This window comes from Sporosarcina sp. Y1009, assembly GCF_057669865.1.
Map to the genome: position 1 here is coordinate 56,151 of NZ_JBYHFO010000011.1, position 21,433 is coordinate 77,583.

General features: G+C 40.0%; 18 protein-coding genes and 1 pseudogene. 4 read left to right on the top strand and 15 right to left on the bottom strand.

Annotation, left to right across the window (positions count from 1 at the left end):
* The first annotated feature begins 158 nt into the window (after window positions 1–158).
* Window positions 159–1,346: an NO-inducible flavohemoprotein gene (gene hmpA, locus AC25Y1_RS13645; protein ID WP_488148544.1), complete on the top strand. Its 1,188-nt coding sequence runs from the start codon at window positions 159–161 to the stop codon at window positions 1,344–1,346.
* A 46-nt stretch (window positions 1,347–1,392) separates the two neighbouring features.
* Here hmpA and AC25Y1_RS13650 read toward each other — a convergent pair.
* The 10 genes and pseudogenes from AC25Y1_RS13650 to AC25Y1_RS13695 form a co-directional block, all read right to left on the bottom strand.
* A pseudogene (locus tag AC25Y1_RS13650) lies at window positions 1,393–1,876 on the bottom strand (type 1 glutamine amidotransferase domain-containing protein).
* A gap of 64 nt (window positions 1,877–1,940) precedes the next feature.
* Complete coding sequence (locus tag AC25Y1_RS13655; RefSeq protein ID WP_488148545.1) at window positions 1,941–2,531, bottom strand: DNA-3-methyladenine glycosylase; 591 nt, start codon at window positions 2,529–2,531, stop codon at window positions 1,941–1,943.
* 359 nt (window positions 2,532–2,890) lie between these two features.
* Complete coding sequence (locus tag AC25Y1_RS13660; RefSeq protein ID WP_488148546.1) at window positions 2,891–4,630, bottom strand: ABC transporter ATP-binding protein; 1,740 nt, start codon at window positions 4,628–4,630, stop codon at window positions 2,891–2,893.
* A 45-nt stretch (window positions 4,631–4,675) separates the two neighbouring features.
* Window positions 4,676–5,347, bottom strand: a complete 672-nt coding sequence (locus AC25Y1_RS13665) for a uracil-DNA glycosylase (RefSeq protein ID WP_488148547.1) — start codon at window positions 5,345–5,347, stop codon at window positions 4,676–4,678.
* 518 nt (window positions 5,348–5,865) lie between these two features.
* Window positions 5,866–7,008 carry an MFS transporter gene (locus tag AC25Y1_RS13670; RefSeq protein ID WP_488148600.1) on the bottom strand — a complete coding sequence of 381 codons (1,143 nt, stop codon included), beginning with the start codon at window positions 7,006–7,008 and terminating at the stop codon, window positions 5,866–5,868.
* A gap of 147 nt (window positions 7,009–7,155) precedes the next feature.
* Window positions 7,156–7,965: a zinc transporter ZupT gene (gene zupT / locus AC25Y1_RS13675; protein ID WP_488148548.1), complete on the bottom strand. Its 810-nt coding sequence runs from the start codon at window positions 7,963–7,965 to the stop codon at window positions 7,156–7,158.
* Window positions 7,966–8,157: 192 nt separating this feature from the next.
* Window positions 8,158–9,114, bottom strand: coding sequence for a siderophore ABC transporter substrate-binding protein (locus AC25Y1_RS13680; protein ID WP_488148549.1), 957 nt, complete (start codon window positions 9,112–9,114; stop codon window positions 8,158–8,160).
* 23 nt (window positions 9,115–9,137) lie between these two features.
* The gene (locus AC25Y1_RS13685; protein WP_488148550.1) at window positions 9,138–9,899 is read right to left on the bottom strand and encodes an iron ABC transporter ATP-binding protein; all 762 of its coding nucleotides are present in this window, start codon (window positions 9,897–9,899) and stop codon (window positions 9,138–9,140) included.
* Window positions 9,896–10,846, bottom strand: coding sequence for an iron chelate uptake ABC transporter family permease subunit (locus tag AC25Y1_RS13690; protein WP_488148551.1), 951 nt, complete (start codon window positions 10,844–10,846; stop codon window positions 9,896–9,898). Before AC25Y1_RS13690 ends, AC25Y1_RS13685 begins: the two co-directional genes overlap by 4 nt.
* Window positions 10,839–11,789, bottom strand: a complete 951-nt coding sequence (locus tag AC25Y1_RS13695; RefSeq protein ID WP_488148552.1) for an ABC transporter permease — start codon at window positions 11,787–11,789, stop codon at window positions 10,839–10,841. Before AC25Y1_RS13695 ends, AC25Y1_RS13690 begins: the two co-directional genes overlap by 8 nt.
* 303 nt (window positions 11,790–12,092) lie before the next feature.
* Here AC25Y1_RS13695 and AC25Y1_RS13700 point away from each other — a divergent pair, with 303 nt between their 5' ends.
* Window positions 12,093–13,811, top strand: coding sequence for an ABC transporter ATP-binding protein (locus AC25Y1_RS13700; RefSeq protein WP_488148553.1), 1,719 nt, complete (start codon window positions 12,093–12,095; stop codon window positions 13,809–13,811).
* Between the two features lie 94 nt (window positions 13,812–13,905).
* Here the strand turns inward: AC25Y1_RS13700 and hflX are convergent, their stop codons facing one another.
* Both hflX and AC25Y1_RS13710 read right to left on the bottom strand, forming a co-directional pair.
* The gene (gene hflX / locus AC25Y1_RS13705; protein ID WP_488148554.1) at window positions 13,906–15,177 is read right to left on the bottom strand and encodes a GTPase HflX; all 1,272 of its coding nucleotides are present in this window, start codon (window positions 15,175–15,177) and stop codon (window positions 13,906–13,908) included.
* Window positions 15,178–15,263: 86 nt separating this feature from the next.
* Window positions 15,264–15,968 carry a VOC family protein gene (locus AC25Y1_RS13710; RefSeq protein ID WP_488148555.1) on the bottom strand — a complete coding sequence of 235 codons (705 nt, stop codon included), beginning with the start codon at window positions 15,966–15,968 and terminating at the stop codon, window positions 15,264–15,266.
* A gap of 110 nt (window positions 15,969–16,078) precedes the next feature.
* Here AC25Y1_RS13710 and AC25Y1_RS13715 point away from each other — a divergent pair, with 110 nt between their 5' ends.
* Window positions 16,079–16,543 (top strand): nucleoside deaminase, encoded by a 465-nt coding sequence (locus AC25Y1_RS13715; protein WP_488148556.1) that lies wholly within the window; start codon window positions 16,079–16,081, stop codon window positions 16,541–16,543.
* Between the two features lie 71 nt (window positions 16,544–16,614).
* On the opposite strand, the gene AC25Y1_RS13720 is transcribed toward AC25Y1_RS13715, so the two are convergent.
* Window positions 16,615–18,243 carry an AMP-binding protein gene (locus AC25Y1_RS13720; protein WP_488148557.1) on the bottom strand — a complete coding sequence of 543 codons (1,629 nt, stop codon included), beginning with the start codon at window positions 18,241–18,243 and terminating at the stop codon, window positions 16,615–16,617.
* A 271-nt stretch (window positions 18,244–18,514) separates the two neighbouring features.
* Window positions 18,515–20,077 (bottom strand): FMN-binding glutamate synthase family protein, encoded by a 1,563-nt coding sequence (locus AC25Y1_RS13725; protein ID WP_488148558.1) that lies wholly within the window; start codon window positions 20,075–20,077, stop codon window positions 18,515–18,517.
* 90 nt (window positions 20,078–20,167) lie between these two features.
* Between AC25Y1_RS13725 and nfsA the strand changes: the two genes are divergently transcribed.
* Window positions 20,168–20,899: an oxygen-insensitive NADPH nitroreductase gene (gene nfsA, locus AC25Y1_RS13730; protein WP_488148559.1), complete on the top strand. Its 732-nt coding sequence runs from the start codon at window positions 20,168–20,170 to the stop codon at window positions 20,897–20,899.
* 150 nt (window positions 20,900–21,049) lie between these two features.
* Here nfsA and AC25Y1_RS13735 read toward each other — a convergent pair whose 3' ends face one another.
* Entirely contained in the window at window positions 21,050–21,397 is a 348-nt protein-coding gene (locus tag AC25Y1_RS13735; protein WP_488148560.1) for a hypothetical protein, read from the bottom strand.
* Between the last annotated feature and the right edge of the window lie 36 nt (window positions 21,398–21,433).

Genomic DNA, 21,433 nt, shown 5'->3' on the forward strand with positions numbered 1-21,433 from the left:
TTAATTCACCGCACTTTCCACTCTATTATACCTTTTGTGACATCCTCGTGAAAGAAATGTGACTAAAATAGTAACGTTCTTTAAAGTTATATATTATATATAGCTTTAAGTTTCTCGATGCGGTATTCTTAAATTAACAACAGAAAGGACGTGCTCATATGCTACCACAAGAAACGATTAACATTATTAAATCAACTGTCCCTGCATTAGAAGAACATGGACAAACTATCACAACCGTCTTTTACAAAAACATGTTCGAGGCTCATCCTGAGTTATTAAATGTTTTCAATCACGTAAACCAATCTCAAGGCCGTCAGCAAACGGCACTTGCAAATACTGTCTATGCTGCAGCTGCAAACATCGACAATCTCGAGGCAATCATACCCGCTGTCGTACAAATTGCACATAAACACAAATCTCTTGGAATTACAGAAGATCAGTACCCAATCGTCGGTCAGTATCTTTTAGGAGCGATTAAGGAAGTTCTAGGCGATGCAGCTACACCTGAAATTATCGAGGCATGGGGCGAAGCTTACGGGGTAATTGCTAGTGTATTTATCGGTATCGAAAAGGAAATGTATGATACTGCAGAAAATCTTGATAATGGATGGAGAACTTTCAAAGACTTCAAGATTGTCAATAAAGTTGTCGAAAGTGATGTTATTACATCGTTCTATTTAGAAGCAGCAGACGGAAAAAAACTTCCTGTTTACAAGCCTGGCCAGTACTTAACTGTTCGCACTCGAATTCCAGGTGAAATCAATACACTCAACCGTCAATACAGCTTATCTCAAGCCTCCACTGGAGATGTCTACCGAATATCTGTAAAACGGGAAGATGAAATCATGCCAAACGGAAAAGTATCTGTCTTCTTACACAGCCAAGTTAATGTTGGGGATACACTCGAAGTTAGCGTACCAGCTGGAGACTTCTACTTAGATACAGAAGCTACAGCACCTGTTACATTAATAAGTGGTGGAGTTGGCGTTACACCAATGATGAGTATGTATGAAACCATTGCGAAAGACACACCAGAACGTCAAGTCGCGTTTCTCCATTCTGCACGTACTCGAAAACACCAAGCATTCCATGAGCGTTTAGTAGAATTGAACGCATCCATGCCGAATTCAAACTATGCCGCGCTTTATTCCGAAGAGGGAGATGGCTTCATCAATCGTGAATTCTTAGCTGAACATGTTATTGAAGGCAGCGATATTTACGTCTGTGGCCCCATTCCATTCCTACAAGCAATCATTAGCACTTTGTATGAGCTCGGCGTTCCTGAAGAAAAAGTACACTTTGAATTCTTTGGTCCAGCTGTAGCACTTGAATTAGTAAATGCTTAATACAAAAAGCCGTTCTTTATAAATAAAGAACGGCTTTTTTTGTATATTATTTTCCGAGTAATTTCAGTGCTTCACGATTAAAGGCTGGTAAATCATCGGGTGTGCGGCTTGTTACAAGTTGGTTTTGACACACGACCACTTCTTTATCCACATACGCAGCTCCGGCGTATTCCATATCCACTTTAATAGATTTGAATCCAGTTGCATCTCTGCCTTCGAGTGCTTTCGCTGTGATTAATAATTGTGGTCCGTGGCAAATTGCAAAAACGGGCTTCTTAGCATCCATGAATGCCTTTGTAAATGCCACAAAACGATCATCTGCACGTAAAATATCGGGAGAAAATCCGCCGGGTAACAGCAATGCATCAAAGTCCTCTGGTTTTACATCATCGATGCCACTATCTACCGTAAAGGTTGCCCCTTTCTTTCCAGTAATTTCGGCTCCCGCTTCCTTTTCCAAATTCTTTTTTGGGAACCGTAAACTCCGAGTCCTCGAACTCATTTGTGATTAATGTAGCGATTTTAGCCATTTGAATGAGACACTCCTCTTTGTTTGTTATATAACTTCTCTACCCGTTGTAATGAATGGTAAACTTATCTATATTTCGAAACAAATGGATTCCCTTTCTCATGAAACCGCCATGGATAGTGGACCGCTTCACCAGAATTACCGATTCCGACTCTTGGACCTGCTACAATTTCTTTGACTTTTTCACCTTGGGCAATGAAAAGCGGTCTATCGGACCAGTGGTGTCCATAATAATCCATAGTTATATTCATGGCTTTTGTCAATTTTCCTGGACCATTTGTCCAATCGATTTCCTTCATATGGGCTCCGCGGTTTTCCCGCATGACGTCATGTCCGAGTTCTGGTTCAACAGCGCGTATAAGAATTGCATGCGGCGTTCCAACTGAACCTGCAACTACGTTGATAAGTGTATGCGTATGCATTTGATACGTATAAACAAGTCCAGGATTTCCAAACATAATCTCTGTTCTTTTGGTTTTCCGATTGTTGAAACTGTGTGCAGCTTGATCTTCCGGTCCTTGATAAGCTTCTGTTTCTACAATTCTTCCTACCAACAGTCCAGATGGTTGCTCGTGGACAATATATTGCCCTAATAAGTCTCTTGCAAGTTCTAATCCAGGTGTCTCGAAAAATGATTTGTTGATAGGTTTATACATACAAAAACACCCCCTTCCCTTCATCATGATTCCCTTTATTTCAACTAACTAAAACACAAATATTGAAGGGATAAATTCTAATTTGAATAAATGAATTTTAAAAACGATTACTCGAATAACTCTTCAAGTAATCGTTTTGGAGAACTTATCGACATCTTATTCTTTTAATCAAAAACTCTCTCGCTACATCTTCTGGTTTTTCTTTATCTAAATCGACACGGGCGTTCATCTTTTTTAACATCTCTTCTTCAGTTTATGCGTGTGGATTGTTACTCTGATACCTTTTCAAGCTTCGGTTCCATCTGGGTATAATTTTGTTCATCATTAAAACGAATCACAATTTCACCCCTATAAGCTAATTAGGAAAGTCCTTGGCCCTGTGCAAACTCTCGGTATAATTCATGCGTCGCAAAAAGCGCTTCATGTTTACCTTTACCAGTAACTCTTCCATTTTCAAGAAAGATTAATTGATCTGCATGAATGACAGTGGCCAATCTATGGGCAATAATGAGGGTCGTCCTCCCCTTCATCAGTCGAACAAGCGCCTCCTGAACATGTGTTTCTGAGCCACTGTCTAAATTGGATGTCGCCTCATCGAGAAGCAATATTTCCGGATTATAGAGTAGCGCTCTAGCAATTGCTATCCGCTGACGCTGCCCACCCGATAATTTCATTCCTCGTTCTCCAACCAGCGTGTCAAACCGTTCTGGCATTTCTTGGATGAAGTCAAGTGCGTTTGCCGCCTGAGCAGCTTTTTCCACTTCTTCAATCGACGGTCTGCGGTCCAGTCCATAAGCGATATTATCCATAATTGATCCACTTAGCAATGGACTCTCCTGTGAGACATATCCGATTTGACCTCTCCATTTGGAAAGTCCAATTTTCTGTATAGATATACCTCCTATTGCAACTACCCCATTCGTTGGCTCATAAAACCTTTCTAGCAAGGAAAACACTGTCGTTTTCCCACCCCCACTAGGGCCAACCAATGCGGTGACTGTTCCTGGATTGGCTTCAAACGAAATACCACGGAGGACCTCTTTTCCAGTTTCATAAGAGAAATGAACATCCTCAAATGTAATAACGCCTTCAGGGACCACTGGCTGCCCATCAGCAATTTCACTTTCCATTTCAATAATATATTGAATACGTTCAGTCGCTCCAACCGCTTTTTGAAATGAAGTGAAAAATGATGCCATTTGCGCAAACGGGACAATAATTTGAAACATGAAAAAAATGATCGCTACAAGCGTACCCGCAGATAATTCCCCTCTGGATACTTGCGCACCGCCATAACCCAAAATAACGACTAAAATACTCATCATCGTTAATGTCATAATTGGAGAAATAACAGCCTGTATCTTGGCTTCTTTTAAACCATAGCCAAATAATGAACGAATGGCTTTTTTTCCTTGCTCGGCTTCGGTTTTCTCTGCGCGCGATGCTTTCACTAGCCTGATATCCCCGAGAACACGTCCGAGATGACCAGAGAATTTCGCCATTTCAGCTTGCGTTGCCTTCGCTACTTTATGCATAACACGCCCAAGTGGAATGATAATTGCCATACTGATTGGAATGCTAATTAGCATAATTAACGTCATTTGCCAAGATAGAAAAAACAAAATGATGATGGAACCAACAATAGAGATTATTCCGGTTACAAAGGTCACAAGGTGATTTGTCACCAATTCTTTTAATGTCGTTGTATCTTGTGTAATTCGGCTCATCGTTTCTCCGGTTTCATTTGCATCGTAATAATTTACAGGTAAGCGGAGCACTTTATTCCATAGTTTCTCTCGTAAATCTGCAACGACAGTCTCCCCTATATAAGTGAGTAAATAATGAGAAACACCACCTGTGAGCGCTTGCACAATAAAAATAACAAACAAAAACGCTGCTGTTTTCCAATTAAATAACGCATCTGCTAATGTATCAACAAGTTCTTTTGTGATTAATGGGATGACGAGTCCCGCAATTGTTGTCACTAATGATAAAACGAGTGCAAAGATTGTAACACCAAGTGGCCATTTCAACTTTTTTAATAGCGCAAAGAAATCTTTTGTCGGCGCATTTTTCTTGGCTTCAATTTGTTTGGACATTCATAACACTTCCTTCTTTAACGTGTAGATATTTGTCTGAAACACTCATGACTTTTGCATGTTACGAAGTATTCGTCCAATTTCCAGCCAATCTGCATCGAGCGCTGGGCGGTGTGATGGGCGATAAAAGATAGATGCAGGATGAAATGTTGGAACAATTGTATAGGTATTGCTCGTCCTGTTAAATTTCATATCATCAAGTTCTTTCAGATATTGAACAGGTCTTTCTAACAACTGCCCATGCAATTCAGTTACCTTTGAATCTCTTCCCAATAAACGCTGTAATCCGACATTTCCGAGCGTAACAATTAGCTTTGGTTTAACAGTTAACAATTCATAATCAAGAACCGGTGCATGTGCTAAGATTTCTTTTTGTGTTGGTGGACGGTTATATTTCCGTTCCGTCAACGTTCCATCACGTTCTTTTTTTGTTCCCCATCTGTAAGGTCTACTTCGCACAGTACTTGTGATGTATACGTCTTCCCGTGATAAACCAATTGTAGCAAGAGATTTCATCAATTCCTTACCGGCACGACCAATAAATGGAATTCCGTCCACCAGCTCAAACTCACCGGGTGCTTCCCCGATTAGCATCAGTTCTGGCGTTTTCGGGCCTTCTCCGTAAACAAATCCTTCTACTGGATATCCTTTAATGCGATCCTTTCCAAGCTGAGCAATCGATTCAGGTATGCGGAACATTAGAACACCTCTTTCCATTATGTTTTACTGTAACAAAAATAACCTCTCCGCTAAAGGAAAGGCATTGGATACTTAGGGAGAATTTTTATTGTTGCGGTGCATGCGGTTAGTTTTTGCTCGTTGGGAGTGTTGTTGTACTCGGTGCGAGTACGGTTATGCTCGGTACGACCGCAGTTGTGCTCGTAGCGATTTTTTATGATCGTTGCCCCCGTCGTTGTGCTCGGTGCGAGTCGCGTTGTGCTCGGTCAGAGTACGGTTATGCTCGTTGCTCCCGCGGTTGTGCTCGTATCGGGCGGCACTGATTTTTTATGCTCGGTGCGAGTCGCGTTGTGCTCGGTGCTTCCGCGGTTGTGCTCGTATCAGGCGTTACCGATTTTTTATTCTCGTTGCGAGTGGTGGTTTGCTTTCGATGCGAGTAAAGTAATGCTCGTCGCTCAATGGTTTATTCTCGCATCGGGAATTTTGGTTTTTCCGCCGAGTATTTTGCACAAAAAAGTGCTTGAACAATAAATCGCCCAAGCACTCGGTAAAAGATTTTATTCCAACTCCAACTGTTTCGTTTCTGTACCCAAGAAAACAACTGCTAAGACACCGATAATAATAGCACCGCAGAAAATCCCAAAGATTAATCCAAAACCGTAGCCTGCTGCAAGTAATGAACCCACTAGTAGCGGCCCAAAAATACCCCCAATTCGACCAACGGCTGCGGCCATACCTGAACCAGTCGCGCGAATAGATGTTGGATATTGTTCTGGTGAGTACGCGTATAAAGCACCCCATGCTCCAAGATTGAAAAATGATAAGAGTGCACCTGAAATTAGCAGTAAACTTAGTGTTTCCGCATTACCAAATATAAGCGCACTGGCTGCTGTTCCAATCAGATATGTAGCCAAAACAAACTTTCTTCCAGCTCTTTCAATTAGCCAAGCCGCTGTAAAATATCCTGGCAGTTGTGCAAGCGTCATTAAAAGGACATAACCAAAACTCTGTATCATACTAAACCCTTTCATCACCATCACACTCGGCAACCAAAGGAACATCCCGTAATATGAAAACACAACCGTAAACCAAACAATCCACAGCATCAATGTGCGCCTAGCATATTGTCTGGAAAAAAGAAGTTTCAGTTTCGCACCCGCCGATTGTTTTGGCTCGCCTTCTTTAACATACCTTGGTGAATCCGGTAAGTTTCTTCGAAGGTAAATGGCGTAGAATGCAGGTAATGCAGTAATGATTAAAGCCACCCGCCAACCGAATGATGGAATTATAAAATAAGCAATTAGTGCGGCAATCAGCCAACCAGCAGCCCAAAAACTTTCTAACAGAACAACAACTCGTCCACGTTCTTTCGCTTCAACACTTTCCGAAACTAGCGTGGATGCCACCGGTAGTTCGCCGCCTAGTCCCGCACCGACAAAGAAACGTAAAATCAAAAAAGCAGTCAATGACATCGTTAACGCGGATAACCCACTCGCAACAGAGAATAATACAAGTGTCATCATAAAAACATTCTTTCGACCGATGCGATCCGCCAACATTCCAAACCCTAATGCACCGACTGCCATACCAATAGAATTTACGCTTCCAATCCAGCCCATTTCAACAGAAGTTAAATTCCATTCAATCGCCACTGCCGCGATAACAAATGATAGGATCCCGACGTCCATTGCATCAAACATCCAACCAGTTCCTGCTAGGCCAAGCAAACGATTTCTTGAGATTTCTTTTTTCTTATGCTTCAAATTCTTCTTCTCCCCCGTGTTTATATTCAGGTGTCTTGACACATGTCATTATACCCCATGAAATAGGCGAACACAAAGGTTTTTTTAAGCGATTAAGACAAGACTTACTGCCATAACCGCCATGCCGGCAATCATTCCGTAAATTGATGAATGGGCTTCGTCGTACTTCTTAGCAGCAGGTAATAGTTCGTCAATGGATATGAACACCATAATCCCTGCAACCGCAGCAAAAATAACGCCGAACATAATACCATTTAAATACGGCATAAGAACAAGATAAGCAACAACTGCCCCAACTGGTTCAGCCAGTCCTGAAAGAAATGAAAGCTTGAATGCTTGTTTTCGATTACCAGTTGCATAATAAATTGGAATCGCAACTGCAATCCCTTCCGGAATATTGTGAATGGCCACTGCAATTGCAATGGCTACACCAAGTGCGGGGTCCTGCAAAGCTGAAGTAAATGTCGCAATCCCTTCCGGAAAATTATGAATGGCAATTGCTAATGCTGTAAACATACCCATTTTCTTCAATTTTGCATACTCATCATTCGTCGGTCCTGCATTAACATCCTCAACGCTTTTCACATCATGGGGATTTCCGATTGCTGGAATAAAATGATCAATAAGTGCGATTAATAGCATACCCCCGAAAAATCCAGCAATGGTCATCCAATAGCCATTTTTTACGCCAAGTTCAAGTACAAGTTCTGCTTTTGCTTTAACAAATATTTCAACCAATGAGACATAAATCATTACACCCGCTGAAAATCCCAGCGCAACCGATAAGAACTTCGTATTTGTTCTCTTTGTAAAAAAGGCGAGCAAGCTACCAATACCCGTGGCAAGGCCTGCAAACAAGGTTAACGCGAATGCAAAAAGCACATTTCCATCCATACACACATCTTCTTTCTACTATTTCGTTAATGCTATTGTATGCCATGAGATTCATATGTGTAAAACTTCTTGCAATTCTTGCTCCTTTTTTCAGCGTATAATATCCTTCCAAGAACAGCATACCCCACTTCAAAACAATATAAAAAAAGAATCGACCTGATTACGGTCGATTCTCCTTGTGCATATTAGCGATTAGAAACTTGCTTCGATTTCTTTGATCATTTCTTTGATGGATAGAAGTCCGCCACCAGATAGGTACCAGTAGTTAGGATCTAAGTAGTAAATTGCCTCTTCTTGAAATGCTGTTGTCTTTTTAACTAGATCATTTTCGATTGAATCTTTCGCGCTTGCTTCTCCACCAATTGCTGCATCGCGGTCAATTACGAATAGAACGTCTGGATTTGTTTCTAGAATATATTCAAATGTAATACTTTGACCATGTGTAGATACTTCAATTTTATCATCTGCTGTTTTAAAACCAAATACATCATGAATGATACCAAAACGTGAATTTGGTCCATAAGCACTCACTTTTCCTTCATTTCCAAGAACAATCAGTGCTTTTGCATCTGAAGCTTCTGATTTTTCTTTAACTGCCGCTATCTTCTCATCGATATCAGCAAGTTCCGCAGTCATTTCAGCTTCTTTATCAAAGATTTCTGCAACCATATTCATATTTCTTTTAAATGACTCCATATAGTGTGCGGTATCAAGGCCTACATAAACTGTTGGTGCAATTTCGCTTAACTCCTCATACATATCAGCTTGACGAGCAGAAATGAAGATAACATCTGGTTTCATGGAGTGAATTTTTTCTAAATCTGGCTCTTTAAGGCCACCAACATTTTCATATTTTTTATCTTCATATTTAGATAAGTATGAAGGTACGTTTTTTTGTGGAACGCCCGATACTTCAACACCAAGCTCATCTAGTGTATCTAGAATACCAAAGTCAAAAACAATAACTTTTTCAGGGTTTTTCTTCACTTCTACAGGTGTTTTATCTAATTCATGTGTAATTTCAATCACTTTAGTTTCAGTTTCGTTACCTGTTGATCCAGTTGTATCAGCCTCATCAGTATCATTTCCACAAGCTACAAGAAAAGCCATTAAAGCAAACATCATAACTGCTATCGATAATTTTTTCATTATAAGTTACCATCCTTTAATTTTTATGAGTTAAAGTACACACAAATCCGACAGTTGTTCAATTGCTTAATCGGGATATCCATATCATAGATTTCTTTCAGTGAATCTGAGTTAATAATATCGTTGGTCGGTCCGTCTTTGATGATACGGCCGTTTTTAAGCGCAACAATTCGATCAGAATATACGGATGCAAAGTTAATGTCATGCAAGACAATTATGACCGTTTTTCCGAGGTCATCAACAAGTCTACGTAGTATTTTCATAATCTGAACCGAGTGCTTCATATCCAAGTTATTGAGTGGTTCATCCAATAAAATATAATCAGTATCTTGTGCAATTACCATTGCAATGAATGCACGTTGGCTTTGCCCGCCTGAAAGTTCTTCCATATACTTGTGCTGCATTTCCATTAAATCCATGTACTCCAAAGCCTGGTCGACTATGCGAAGATCTTCTGCAGTCAATCTGCCTCTTGAGTAGGGATATCTACCGAATGAAACGAGTTCACGTATGGTCAAACGAACATTCATGAAATTCGATTGTTTTAATATTGAAACACGTTTTGAAAAATCATTGGACTTCATTTTTTTCACATTTTCTTTATCGACTAGCACTTCTCCAGTGTCTGCGTCTAGAAGACGACTTACCATCGAAAGGAGGGTTGATTTCCCAGCACCATTCGGCCCGATAAATGACGTAATTTTTCCGGGATGTATATTCACACTCACTTTTTCAACGACTGCTTTTTTCCCGTAAAACTTCGATAGCTCACGAACTTGAATCATGTTGATCGACTCTCCTTTAGTAGTAAGTAAATGAAGTAAACTCCCCCAACGAAGTTAATAATGACACTTAATGTCGTCGAGAATGTGAATACGCGTTCTACTACCCATTGGCCACCAACGAGTGCAAAGACACTCATAATTGATGCACCGACGACGAGCACAGAATGCTTATATGTTTTAAAGAATTGATAAGATAAATTTGCTACGATTAAACCAAAAAAAGTAATTGGACCAACAAGCGCAGTTGAAACAGCAATTAATACTGATGAGATAATAAGTGATTTCTTAACAACTTTGTCATAAGAAACACCTAAGTTGACAGCAGCATCTCTTCCAAGCGACATAACGTCCAAATCATTGATCGACCGCCATCCAATGAACAATGAGATGACAATTATCCCAAGCGCCCACCAAACAAGTTCACCACTTACATTATTAAAACTCGCAAACATTTTATCTTGCACTAGCATAAACTCATTTGGGTCAATCAAAACTTGGAGAAATGTTGAGATACTTCCGAAGAATGTTCCTACGATAATTCCCACAAGCAATAAAAAATAGATTGGTCTTTTACCAGATTTAAACAAAAATCGGTATAAAAGAAGTGCAAATACAATCATTGCTGATACTGATAAGAAAAAGTTTACATGCTTATTGACAATCGTGACATGACTCGACCCCAAGAAAAAAATTACGACTGTTTGGAGGAGTATGTATAGTGAATCGAATCCCATAATACTTGGCGTCAAAATTCGATTGTGTGTAATCGTTTGGAAGATGATGGTTGAATAAGCAATTGCGACACCTGTAAGAGCCATTGCGAGAACTTTAATCCCACGCCGCGGCAGTGCGTAATCAAAACTACCATTTAATCCTTGAAACAAGTACAATCCACAGAAGAACAATGCCAAAGCACTTAAAATAATCATTTTCGTAGAATTACGCATATGCTTTCCCCCTAAACAATAAATAGAGGAATATAGCACTACCGATGACGCCTACCATTAAGCTGATTGAAATTTCATACGGAAAAATGAGTACCCGACCTAAAATATCACAAACTAGCAGGAATATCGCGCCTAGTAATGCCGTATGCGGTAACGTCTTCCGCAAGTTGTCTCCTTGAAAAATAGAGACTATATTTGGAATGATAAGTCCCAGAAAGGGAATCATCCCAACTGTCAAAACGACTGTTGTCGTGATTAGTGCAACAAGAATTAGTCCGATATTTACAACTCGTCTATAAGCAAGTCCAAGATTCTTTGAAAAATCTTCTCCCATTCCTGCAACAGTAAATCTATTTGCATAGATATATGCTATAATCAGGACAGGTATACTTATATAGAGTAGTTCGAAGCGTCCTTTCATGATCATTGAAAAATCGCCTTGCAACCATGCCGACATGTTCTGAATAACGTCTGCCCGATAAGCAAAAAACGTTGTCAGAGATGACAGTATACTTCCGAACATGAGCCCTACGAGTGGAATAAAAATCGCATCCTTGAACTTTATTCGATCAAGAATTTGCATGAACAATAGCGTGCCGGCGAGCGCAAATGCAAATGCGACAATCATTTTCTCTATAGTGGAAGCATTCGCAAACAGTAACATCGAGACAAGAATCCCGAGCCGTGTAGCATCTAGCGTTCCAGCCGTAGTCGGTGAAACAAACTTATTTCTACTTAGTTGTTGCATAATAAGACCCGCAATACTCATCCCAGCGCCCGCTAGGAGAATGGCAACAAGTCTTGGCAAACGACTAATTAAGAATATTTCAGTCTCTTCCGATTTGAAATCCAGTAGACTCATCGGTGTAATACGGCTCACTCCTACAAACAATGATAGGAATGAAAATGCAATTAGCGCGATTATCAAATAACGTTTCTTCATGGATAGCCTCGATATCGATTATTTGAATCTAATTGAGAATAAACTACTGAAAACCATTATCAATTAGGCTCAATCTTTATTATAGCACCGTTGAAATTGAAGTCAATTATAATTGAAAATGATTATCAATTAGATTCTGCTACAGTCTATACTGAAAACAATGTAAATAGTTATTTCTAACTTATTTAGCATCTGCTAAGTAAGTTTTTTTATGTCATATATTTCGAATACCGAATTTATATGTCGTTTTAACGAGGAATATCCGCTATACTAACTTTTAGTGAAGAAGGAGGCATTCGCATTATGTTAAAACAGTTTTTCTCGTATTATAAACCCCATAAACGGTTATTTATTGTTGACTTTTCAAGTGCTGTTTTTGTCGCTTTACTCGAACTCGCATTCCCTTTGGCAGTTCAATGGTTTATCGACGTTTTACTTCCAAGTGGAGATTGGGGCAGAATTGTTACAGTTAGTATTTTATTACTTATGGTGTATGTAGTAAGTACGTTCCTTCAATATATCGTCAGTTATTTGGGTCATAAACTTGGTATTAATATTGAAACGGATATGCGACAACAACTTTTCAATCATGTACAACGCCAATCATTTAGATTTTTTGATAATACAAAAACCGGCCATATTATGAGTCGGATCACGAACGACCTATTCGACATTGGTGAACTTGCCCATCATGGACCAGAGGATTTGTTTATCGCGATAATGACTTTAGTCGGCGCATTTATTCTTATGTATAATATCAATCCAGAGCTAGCAATTATTGCAATCGTTATCGTGCCGCTTCTTGTCGTGCTCGTTACATTCTGTAATATTCAAATGAATAAAGCATGGACCAATATGTACGGTAAAATTGCTGATGTAAATGCACGTGTTGAGGATAGCGTTTCAGGCGCACGTGTTGTTCAATCTTTCACAAACGAAAATTTTGAAATTGCACGTTTTGAAAAGGATAATGGGAATTTCCGAATCGCCAAACTTGTCGCCTATAAAGTAATGGCCTGGACTCATTCTAGTATGTACATGATGACCAGGTTAATGACGCTTGTCGTACTCGTTGTCGGCGCATGGTTTTCCTTCAACGGAAAATTAACATACGGTGAACTTGTTGGATTTATCCTGTTTGTTAATATTCTTATTAAACCTGTTGATAAAATTAGTGCATTACTTGAACTTTATCCAAAAGGAATGGCCGGTTTTAGACGATTCCGAGACTTACTCGATCAAGAACCTGAAATCGAAGATCAGACAAACGCCATTACTGTTGATCATTTAAGCGGTGATATCGACTTTAAAGATGTTTCCTTTAAATATGACAACACGAAAGTTGTTCTCGACGGTGTTAACTTAAGCATACAAAATGGTCAAACTGTTGCCTTCGTTGGACCTTCTGGTGCGGGTAAAACAACAATCTGTTCATTAATCCCTAGATTTTATGATGTGTCCGCAGGCTCTATTTCAATAGATGGCATTGATATTCGCGAAATGACACAAAAATCATTACGCGCTCAAATAGGGATTGTTCAACAAGATGTCTTCCTATTTACAGGTACAATTAAAGAAAACATTGCTTATGGAGACCTAGAAGCTTCGGATGAAAAAATTTATGAGGCAGCGCGAAAAGCACATCTGGAGGATTATATTGCATCTTTACCTAAAGGATACGAAACGCAAATTGGTGAACGTGGACTTAAGCTTTCCGGTGGTCAAAAACAAAGACTTGCCATTGCCCGTATGTTCCTGAAAAATCCTCCTATTCTAATTTTAGATGAGGCGACTTCTGCACTTGATACAGAAACTGAGCGGATTATTCAACAGTCGCTTAATGAGCTGGCTGAAAATAGGACGACCCTCGTAATTGCACATCGACTTGCAACCATTCGCGATGCAAACCGCGTCATTGTTGTCACTGAAGATGGGATTGCAGAGGACGGAACCTATAAGGAATTGCTTGACAAGGACGGGATTTTTGCCCATCTGCATAATATTCAATTTCAAAAAGTTTAAGATTTGATTTTCTGGATAGGATAAGTTCATCCCCCTTTCTCAAAAAATGCACCGCAAGTGACCATCCCAGGTCCACCGCGGTGCATTTTCCCTTTTAATAACTCGTTACAAATTCCTCGAACCGTTCACGATCATAAGCTAACATTTCAACTGTCATAATAGTTCCTTCTTCATCATAGGATGTGCTTTTTACATTTGCCTTATCATTTAAATAGGCAACAATATCACCTCTGTCAAAGGGAATCATCAATTTACAAGTAATGTATTTATCAAAAACATGTTTCTTAATCAAATCAACAAGTTCTTCGAGCCCTTGTCCATCTTTTGCAGATAACCACACATTATTTTCACTTATATATGGATAGTTAACTTCTGCTAAATCTGATTTATTGAACACATTAATTGCTGGCACATTTTCTACACCTACGTCATTCAGTGTTTGTTCTGTAACTTCCATCATGAATCTATATTCAGGGTGCGAAACGTCCACCACTTGAAGCAGAAGATCAGCATCCCTTGCTTCCTCTAGCGTCGAACGGAACGCTTTGACTAAATTATGCGGGAGTTTTCCAACAAAACCAACAGTGTCTGTTAACAGAAAGGCTTTATTTCCATTTAACTTAACTTGTCTTACTGAAGTATCTAGCGTTGCAAATAACATATCTTTTTCAAATACTTGTTTCTCCTCAGCCGCATCCATCTTCTCAAGAAGTGCGTTCATGAGTGTAGACTTCCCTGCATTTGTGTAACCAACGAGCGAAACGACAGGTAAACCACTTCGTCTACGTTGTTTTCGCTGTGTTTTTCGCTGCGCCCCAACACTTTCTAATTCCCGTTTCAACTTAGCGATTTGATCTTCAATCACTCTTCGATCAAGTTCGAGTTTCGTCTCCCCTGCGCCTTTGTTTTGAAAACCACCGCCCGTTCCACCGCCTTGCCTTCCCAGTGATGCACGAAGACCCACAAGACGTGGTAACATATATTGCAATTGCGCTAGATCCACTTGCATTCTCGACTCTCTAGAACGCGCTCGTCTTGCAAAGATGTCAAGAATCAGCATGGTTCGGTCTATCACTTTACAGTCAAGACCGTTTTCTAAATTCCGAATTTGCGAAGGCGATAACTCATCATTGAAAATAATTAAGTTCGCATCAGTTTCCTCGAAATAACTTTTAATCTCATTTATTTTCCCAGTTCCAACATAATGAGAAGGATTCACCCGTTCCATATTTTGAACAACTGTGCCGACAACTTCGACATCAATTGCTTCAGCCAGATTTCCGAGTTCTTCCATTGAGTATTCAAAATGATCATCAGTTTGAACTTTTACACCAACTAGTACAGCACGTTCAATTAATATTTCCAAGAAAACGACTCCCTTCAACGACCAACTAACCTCATTTTAGCATATTCAAATTTTTACAGGCAAACGAAGGGAATGGTAACAGTCGCTCATATATGCTCTACGACAACTTCAACCAATCTTTCCTTGTTGACATCCGATTCGATTCCTACGAATTTCAACTTAGCATTTGGTAACTTTAGTGTATTTCCAGAAGGCGTAATAGATAATAACTTTGACCATTCATTTATAGCCACGACCGGGTCTTTCACACTTAAAACGCATTCTGTAATTGCTAACTTCTCATTATCTGATAAAATCGTTCCCTCTGTTCGAAGCTCATTATATCGTTCTGTTTCACCTTTTTCCCATTCGATGAAAAAAGGAAACGGTAGATTTTCTGAAGGCTTTTGATTTACAAAGAGCATTTGCCACTTTCGTATATTTCCATTCACTGTTTTTCTTTCAGCTTGTATAACTCCAGAAGTCTGATAACCCGCTGCACGAATCTTCTCATTAAAGGTTTCAAGTCGATTAACAGAAAGGCACATCGTCCCCCAACCTTCACCCTCTCGAACATCTTCTAGTAATAATTCAACCAATTGGTGTCCCGATTTTTCTGCGATTTGTTTATTTTCAACTGACAGCCATTCGATATAAGCATTTTTCATATACATAAGTGCATTATGTGTACCCCATTTCTCATGACTTCCACCAATAACTGTATGCCAACCCATTTCTTTTTGTTCCTCTATAATCATCTTAGGCGGCTTTTCTGTAAAGTAAACAACATGATCAAGTTTAATTGCTCTCACTCCCAACTAAGTATTTCATTTGAAAATATAGTACACTGATAGACAACTATTCTATATTCCCCCTAAATTCCCCGGGAAATATACAGGAAACGACAAGGAGGTTTTTGTTAATGGGACATACTAAATGGCTTGCTCAAACTGTCCAAATGGCAATTGATAATGTAGCAAATGGTGGTGGTCCATTCGCAGCAATTATTGTGAAGGACGACGAAATCATTGGATCTGGTACAAATCTTGTTCACGTAAATCATGATCCTTCCGCACATGCTGAATTACTCGCTATTCGGGAAGCATGCCAGACACTTTCATCAGTAGATCTTTCCGATTGCGTGTTATATGCGAGTGGTGAACCATGTCCGATGTGTTTAGGAGCAGCCTATTGGTCAACTGTCGGAAATATTTACTATGCATGTAGCAAGTCAGAAGCACAAGATGATGCGAATTTCGACAATCCACTTGACGGATTCTTTTCTGACCAAACGAAAGCCCCCAATCACCGGGAGGTTCCTTTCATTCAGATAGAAATCGAGAATTCCCTTGCACCTTTTCATGAATGGAATAAGAAAAACAAGTAGACAGTTCACCTAATAAACTTTCTGTTTAGCATAATACGCGTATTCCTACTTTAAGGAATACGCGTATCCAATTATATTTTCCCCTCTGACATTTCCTGTAATTTAAATTTCATAATCTTGCCCGACGCAGTCATTGGATATTCATCTATAAATTCAATATAACGCGGAATTTTGTGGAATGAGATTTTACCTTGGCAGAATGCCTTTACTGATGCTTCATCAATTTCCACGCCTTCTTTAGGGATTATCCACGCCATTAATTCCTCCCCGTATTTAGGGTCAGGCACACCGACAACTTGTACATCAGCAATCGCAGGATGCGAGTATAGAAACTCTTCCACTTCGCGCGGATAAATATTTTCACCGCCGCGAATGACCATATCACGAATTCTACCCGTAATACTGTAATAGCCTTCCTCGTCCATGATAGCCAAATCTCCTGTGCGCAACCAACCTTCTTCGTTAATCGCCTCACGCGTGGCTTCCTCGTTATTATAATAACCTTTCATAACATGATATCCTCGCGTCCATAGTTCTCCAGGTTCGCCGACTTCAACTTCCACCTCAGTCACAGGGTCAACAATTTTCACTTCAACATTTGGATGCGGCTTTCCGACCGTTGATACTTTCTTTTCGATTGGGTCGTCTGTTGTTGTTTGTAAAAAGACAGGTGATGATTCCGTTTGACCATAACAAATCGTAATTTCACTTGCACCCATATCATGAACGACGCGACGCATGACTTCAATTGGACAAGTTGATCCGGCCATAATTCCTGTGCGTAATGTAGAAGTATCGTACATTTCAAAGTTTGGATGATTTAACTCAGCGATAAACATCGTCGGAACGCCGTGTAGCGCTGTACACTTTTCATCCTGTACTGCTTTTAATACTTTTTCCGGATTAAATTGTTCCAGTAGTATCATAGTCGAACCATGAGTTACAGCTGCTAGGGTCCCTAGCACACACCCGAAGCAATGGAAAAATGGAACAGGTATACAAACACGGTCTTGTTCGGTTAAATTCATACAATCTCCAATTTGTTTTCCGTTATTGACCACATTATTATGTGTCAACATGACACCTTTTGGAAAGCCAGTTGTCCCAGAAGTATATTGAATATTAATAACATCATCAGGATGGAGTCCATTCAAACGCTCTTGTAATGTATTGTCTGATACACCATAAGCATGCGCTAGAAACTCCGTCCAATTGTACATGCCTTTTTCACCGCGATCAGACATCAGAATAATCCTTTTTAAGAATGGGAGTTTTTCACTTGAAATAATGCCATCCTTACTATGTATAATTTCGGGGCATATCGATCGTATAATATCGATATAGCTCGTGTCTTTAAAGCCCTCATCAAGAATGAGCGTCGACGCTTCTGATTGGTTTAATAAATATTCTAGCTCAGCTGCTTGATAATTGGTATTTACCGTGACAAGAATGGCCCCCATTTTCCCTGTTGCGAACTGGCTCAATAACCACTCTCTTTTATTGTCGGACCAAATTGCTACGTGGTCACCTTTTTGGATCCCCATTCCAATAAATGCCTTTGCAAGTGTATCGGTTTCCTCGTCAAATTCCTTATAAGTTTTACGAATGCCAAGTTCAGGATACACATAAGCCTCTTGATTAGGATGGAGCGACGCTTGCTCTTTAACAATTTCCCCTACTGTTTTTCGTAACAATGTCATGGCCAATCCCCCTATATCTTTATTTGTAATTGTGATTCTATTTTATCACAAAATTCTAAATGATTGTAGAGATTTATGAATGTTTCTACAAAAACGAACAAGAGACGTCAAATTTCATATTGAAAGGGACTCCAATAAGTACGTAAAATGAAAAGGCTAAGAAAACATTTCATTTCTTAACCTTTTCACTACTATATTATTTTCAGTAAAACATCTATAAATCCGCTAAAAAGAAGTTCGGTCGGTCTTCTCAAACAGCCCCTATTAAATATTAATCCACTGGAAATACACGACCTCGTTCATCTTTGTACACGACATGTTCTCTTTCAAACTTCGTCGGCGAATCGAGTCCTGCTGCTGCTGCGATTCGGAAAAGTCCCTCCCGCATCGTTAAAATATAGTTTGTCACGCGAAACTTTTTCTCTTCAACGACAAGCCCTTTTTGCAATTTGGGATCCGTCGTCGCAACACCTGCCGGACAACTATTTGTATGGCAACGTTCCGCCATGATACATCCGACTGAAATCATAAAACCACGCGCAATTTGAACAAGATCAGCGCCCATCGCTAAGACAATCGCGGCACGGTCAGGCGTTGTCACTTTACCGGAGGCAATAATTTTCACATGATCGCGCACTTCGAATTTTCGAAGCGCATCGTCAAGTAGAATGAGTGCGGAACGGAGTGGCAATCCTACCCCATCAGCAAGGTCTTGATACGTCGCGCCAGACCCTCCCTCAGCTCCATCCAAGGAAATGAAGTCTGGGCCTAACCCAGTTTCATGCATAAATGAAGCAAGTTCTTCCGCATCTTGCTTCCCGCCGATGACCAATTTAATCCCTACAGGTTTTCCTGTATGATTACGTATTTTTTCAATGAATTCAAAAAGCGTTGGATAGTCATCAAATTGATGAAAACGATTCGGACTGTTAATGGTCGTAAAAGGGACGACGTTTCTAATGGCTGCGATTTCTTCCGTTACTTTCTCCCCTTCAACATGGCCACCGCGCATCTTTGCACCTTGGGCTAATTTTATTTCAAAAGCTTTTACTTCTGGTATATCAGCTTTTTCACGTAATCGCTCCCAGCTAAACTCCCCCTCTTCCGTCCTAAACCCAAAGAGACCTGAACCGATTTGCGCGATAATGTCAGCGCCTCCAGCTAAATGATGACTAGACAACCCACCTTCGCCTGTGTTCATCCAAGCACCTTTTGCCATCCCGATACCTTTCGACAAGGCGGTAATTGCATTTTCACCAAGTGATCCATAGCTCATTCCAGACTGACCGAGCAAGCTACGTACGTGAAAAGGATGTTCGCAATCCCGGCCAATAATCACTGCATCTTCCTCAGGTAACAACCATGGCAACGCAGGAACCTCCTCACGATGCTCACGTCTTGCGAATAACCCGTCTTCATCAACAAGATAGCGCATCGTGTCAACCAGTGTTTCATTATCAACGCGCATTTCCTCGTTCTGTTTCGTAAACATCGCATTTCGGATAAAATAACCTGATTCATTGAAATCGCGTTTTGAACCAAAACCGATGATACTATTTAAATATTTGCCTGGGAGGACCATATGCAAGTACTCTTCTCGATTAAACGGCTCCCCGTCATTGTCATCATTGAATAAGTATTGTCGAAGTTCTGGTCCGGTCTTCTCTAGCATATAACGCATACGACCTAAAATAGGAAAGTTTCTTAAAATAGCGTGTTGCTTTTGGCGACGGTCTAATAAGTATAGAAAAATCACAATTCCAATTGGGACAATCACAAGAATCGAGATGACAATCATCGTCGTAATCGATACCCCTTCAACAAACCAATTCATCTCCCACACACCCTTCCCAAGCTTTATTAGTAGTTTACCACGTATGATGTCTGATACTCTTGAATTATTGATTAATTGGGAGGGAAATTTTTGACCATTAAATTATTAACCAGTCATGCTTCTGTAAGAAAATATAAAGACGTTGCATTATCAAAAGATGAGCTTCATGAAATCTTACGTGCTGGACAACATGCTGCAAGTTCCAACTTTGTACAAGCTTATTCTGTAATTCATGTGACAGAAAAAGATACACGGGAAGAACTTGCGCGTTTGTCAAAAAATCCCGGGCAAGTTTTATCTGCCGGCGCGGTTCTTGTCCTGTGCATGGATTTTTATCGTGTGAAACAAGGCGCAAGAATGTTAGGAAAAGAAATCGATTTTTCCTATGCCGAACACTTACTTGTCGGGGCGACGGATGTTGCTTTATTTGCACAGAATATTGCCGTTGCAGCTGAATCGAAAGGCTACGGAATTTGTTATATCGGCGGCGTGCGTAATGCACCCCAGGAAATTAGCGAACTACTAAATCTCCCGGAAGGTGTCGCGCCAATGTATGCGATGACGATCGGCGTGCCAGATGAAGCAAATGAAGTGAAACCAAGACTTCCAGTCGAAGCGATCATTCACGAGAATAGTTATGACGGCGACAAATATGACCATATCATTCCAGCTTATGATAAAACGATGAATGATTATTACATGAGCCGCGGTTCCAATCAAAAAAACGCCGCATGGTCTGACTCCATGGCTGCATTTTTAGGGGATCCTCGACGCACGCATATGAAAGAGTTTCTTAAAAAACGTGGATTTGAATTTAAGTGAATGATTTTCGGCGTGGGATATAACAAAAGAGGACATCCTGTATTGCTATTAACCCTTTCAGTTAAACATATAAAATGAGCCCAAATTCGGATATGATTTGGGCTCATTTAAATACTTGCATAACAATAACCTACCTACAATTATGATTGTTTAGGATAATTTCCAAGCGGGGATTAAAGAGTGAAAATGGAAATAGTAGCTTGCTAGAATGTGTATTAATGTGTACAAAATCAATGTTGTTAAATAAGTAAAAAACCAAGTATGCAATGGCTTATTTAAAAATAGAAAGAGCAATAACATTCCAACAGGAAACGGTATTACCACAATCAGCCATATAGGTGCTCCGAGTGCCTCAGTAATTGCTCCTAATGAAACAACGGAAATACCTATTATTAGAGCTTGCCAGGTAGCTATGCCATTTGTCAGAAGACGACTACCCAAAAAGTAGGACAGAGATGTTAATAAAATAGCTATTATAAAACTAATCATATAATTCATGAAAAACCACCTTTTTTAATGTCAAAAAAATGATCT